Annotated in this window: 5 protein-coding genes; all 5 read left to right on the forward strand. The window is 54.9% G+C overall.

Features of this window, described 5'->3' with window-relative positions; genetic code table 11:
• The coding region (locus HPY23_RS10370) for a polymorphic toxin type 15 domain-containing protein (RefSeq protein WP_236017662.1) at positions 1 to 863 on the forward strand (863 nt) is incomplete at its 5' end.
• Between the two features lie 38 nt (positions 864 to 901).
• Positions 902 to 1,591: a GAD-like domain-containing protein gene (locus HPY23_RS10375; RefSeq protein WP_060850722.1), complete on the forward strand. Its 690-nt coding sequence runs from the start codon at positions 902 to 904 to the stop codon at positions 1,589 to 1,591.
• 27 nt (positions 1,592 to 1,618) lie between these two features.
• Positions 1,619 to 2,278, forward strand: coding sequence for a DUF4150 domain-containing protein (locus HPY23_RS10380; protein ID WP_200601889.1), 660 nt, complete (start codon positions 1,619 to 1,621; stop codon positions 2,276 to 2,278).
• A gap of 24 nt (positions 2,279 to 2,302) precedes the next feature.
• Positions 2,303 to 2,503, forward strand: coding sequence for a hypothetical protein (locus tag HPY23_RS34035; protein WP_091883648.1), 201 nt, complete (start codon positions 2,303 to 2,305; stop codon positions 2,501 to 2,503).
• Between the two features lie 64 nt (positions 2,504 to 2,567).
• Entirely contained in the window at positions 2,568 to 3,131 is a 564-nt protein-coding gene (locus tag HPY23_RS10390) for an ankyrin repeat domain-containing protein (protein WP_200601890.1), read from the forward strand.
• The last annotated feature ends 162 nt before the right edge of the window (positions 3,132 to 3,293 follow it).

Below are 3,293 nucleotides of genomic sequence, written 5' to 3' on the forward strand. Positions count from 1 at the left end.
GCGTGCGGGCGGAAGGGCGCCCCATGGTGCGCCACGACGACGAGTGGTGGATGAACCACAGGAACACGTATGGTCGGCTGACTTACGTCAAGGATGCCAAGCGCTACGAGACGCCGGAGGAGAAGCAAGTCGAGCCCCGGATACAATGGGCGTTCTACCAGCCGCCGAACACGGCTCCGGATATTTCCCCGCTGTCGGCCCCATCGACGGTACCGGAACCTACTCAGCCCCCTCAGCCCGAACCTCAAGAAATCCCGACACCTGGCCGAGATAGCGTTGCGCGCCGTGCCGTGATGGGGGTCGTCGGTGCCGCAGGCGCCGTGACGAGTGCGGTTGCTGCGGGTATTCTACTTGCGACCACGACCCCGCTCAACAAGGACGAGAACGTTCGGATCTCGCGCAAGCGGTGCCGGCCGCGACAAGTCGTTTTTGATTTGAACGGCTACAGCAGGCCTGAATACCAGAGGCAGCTCGATCTTCAGCAGGACAAATTAAATGCTAAAGGGCCCTGCAAAAGCCGCGACGATATTGATTCATTTACGAAAAAAACGCCATTTCAGAAAGAACTCGATCGAAAAGATGCAGAAAATGCTCAGAGAAGATTTCGTAGACAGTGGAAACGCCAAAATCCTTTGGCGAATACAAGCGATCTTGCTGCGCTCCATCGCCTCGATATGGTTGCTGGTGGCTACAAGCTCGACATTGCGGATATGGGTGATAGCAACATCAACTCATCCATTGGCTCGCAATGGAATGTGCACGAGACAGGATCACCCACGAGCCGACAGCAGGAGGTCCGCGAGCATGCCGACGAGATGTGCCGGGGGCAGTGCCCTCTGGGCATATCCTTGATCGTTCAGTAATATATTCCCTGAGTAATGATACAAGAGGAAGATTTTCTATGGCTGAGAAGGACATATTTGCCATGATCGTCGAGCGGTTCGGCGAGCCGCAGAACGCCCGCAGGCTCGCGCCTGACGAGGCGGCACGCTACCGAGGCCGCGTGCCCGAGGCGCTGATCACCTTCTGGGTCGAGCACGGATGGGGTTCCTACCGGGACGGGTACTTCTGGATCTGCGATCCCGTCCTATTCGATCCCCTGGTCAGAACCATTTTCGCGGGCGACCCGGAGCTGAGACCAGAGGACATCAGTATGGTCGCTTATACTGGTGAAGGCGAGGCGGCTCTAATGTGGCACAGAAAAAAGTACGGCATGACGGCATTCCCCCATAGCTCCGAACTCGGCGTAGGATATGCAGCTGCCGTGCCTGCCGATCCCGATACAGGAGTGGAATATTCGCAAAATTTTCTTGCTGGCGCCCTGCTTATCGATATTATTGTAGATGATGCGGATGATTTCTATGACGTGCGTAGGCGTCTAGGCCCCCTGGCGGACGGTGAAGTGTACGGCTACGTGCCGGCTCGCCAGCTCGGCGGCAGCGAAGACGACCGCCAACGCGTGCGTGTGCCGGAATATTTCGACATCATTGCTCAGCTCACACCCTACCGGTTGGTGGAACAGACCTCGCCGGAGCCGGGCTATCCGTATGGGCGGTTCCGCGACGTGCGACAGATTGGTCGGCCGCGCTGAGTCTGCCAGACCGATGAGCGCTCGCACATGCGGGGCTCGCTGATCCGGCAGTGCTACGGCGACGAGCCGGGGGTTGGCGGGGGCGTGAGGTCGGGGACGCGGGGGGCGGAGTGCGAGCCCAAGACGTGGTCGTCGAGCGTGCGGGCGGAAGGGCGCCCCATGGTGCGCCACGACGACGAGTGGTGGATGAACCACAGGAACACGTATGGTCGGCTGACTTACCTCAAGGATGCGGAGCGCTACGCGACGCTGGAGGAGAAGGAGATCACGCCGCGGATGCCGGGTGCGTCCGGGCCGTCGGGCGGGACGGCGAGCGACGCCAGCCCGGATGCGGTTCGTCCGGGTGCCCGATACGCGCAACTGGCGGTCCCGATGCCGGGGCCCGTTCCGCTGCCGATGCCGGTCCCACCGATCCCGCAGGGGCAGGGAACGGCGGCGGCGGATGCGGTGTGGAAGGGCATCAAGGGGCTCAAGCCGGCGGACGGGGAAACGTTTTCAGAGTATTTACAGCGACCGCTTTACAACCTTAAAATTAAAAAGAAAAAGGCACAAGCGCCTGTTGCTGCGAAGGAAGACAGCGTTAGAATCAGCAGGCCCGCGGTCGAACGAACTTGTAGTGACGAAAGACACGAAGAACTCAAAAATATCATGAAAGACCTACAATCTAAAGTTGTTACAAATCGATAATTTAAATCAGACAACGAAAAATGGTTGTCGACAGTCACTTGCGCCCTTGCGCTTGCAAGAATCGAAAGTTTGCAAAAACTTAGAGATGCGCGTCAAAAAATACAAGACGAGTGTTTTAAAGGAAAGCCCGATAAAGGCCATGCCGATCAGATCAAGTTTCTTGATGGTGCTATCACCAAGACAAAATTGGTGGCAGCACAGGTGTGCATACCCATAGATCAATAAGGAGCAGAAGTATGCAGGAGATATTTCGTACAATAAAACAGTTTGATTTAAAAAAACAGAATATTTGCTCATAAATGGTGCGGATCCGAATCAGATCAAAGAAGGATTAATTAAAATTCGCCCACTGCATGAAGCCATACTGGCGGTCGAGAACGGTGGTCCTTTTGAAATGATAAGCTTGCTTATAAAATATGGATCGCAAATAAATTCAGATCAGCCCGATTTAGAATGTGTGACGCCATTGCTGATCGCCCTCTCCAATGATCTACCAGATATAGCACAATTCCTACTAGATGCAGGCGCCGACCCCAGCGTTATTGATGATGAAGGAAACTCTGCTCTGCATTGGTGTGTCGAAAATAACGACTTAGAATTTGCAAAGAATTTGCTCGCAAAAGGAGCAGAAAAAATCATCGATCAGTGCAGCGCTATTGAAGGGAGGTCTGCCCTAGGAATGGCTGTTCATCGCCTCAATGTTGATATGGTTAGGCTGCTTCTGGATGCCGGAGCAGATGTTGGTAAAATGGATTATAACTTTGACACCATTAGAGATTGCTTGCCGCCCATCGACTCGTCAAATGAAATTGCGTGGAATGAAATATCGCAACTTATTGATAATGCAATATAGTATTATTAATGAAATAATTATTGATGGACGTTTTTAGGACGAGCGCTCGCACGTGCGGGGCTCTCTGATCCGGCAGTGCTACGGCGACGAGCCGGGGGTTGGCGGGGGCGTGAGGTCGGGGACGCGGGGGGCGGAGTGCGAGCCGAAGACGTGGTCGTCGAG

This window comes from Methylobacterium ajmalii (genome assembly GCF_016613415.1).
In the GTDB taxonomy this organism is placed as follows: domain Bacteria; phylum Pseudomonadota; class Alphaproteobacteria; order Rhizobiales; family Beijerinckiaceae; genus Methylobacterium; species Methylobacterium ajmalii.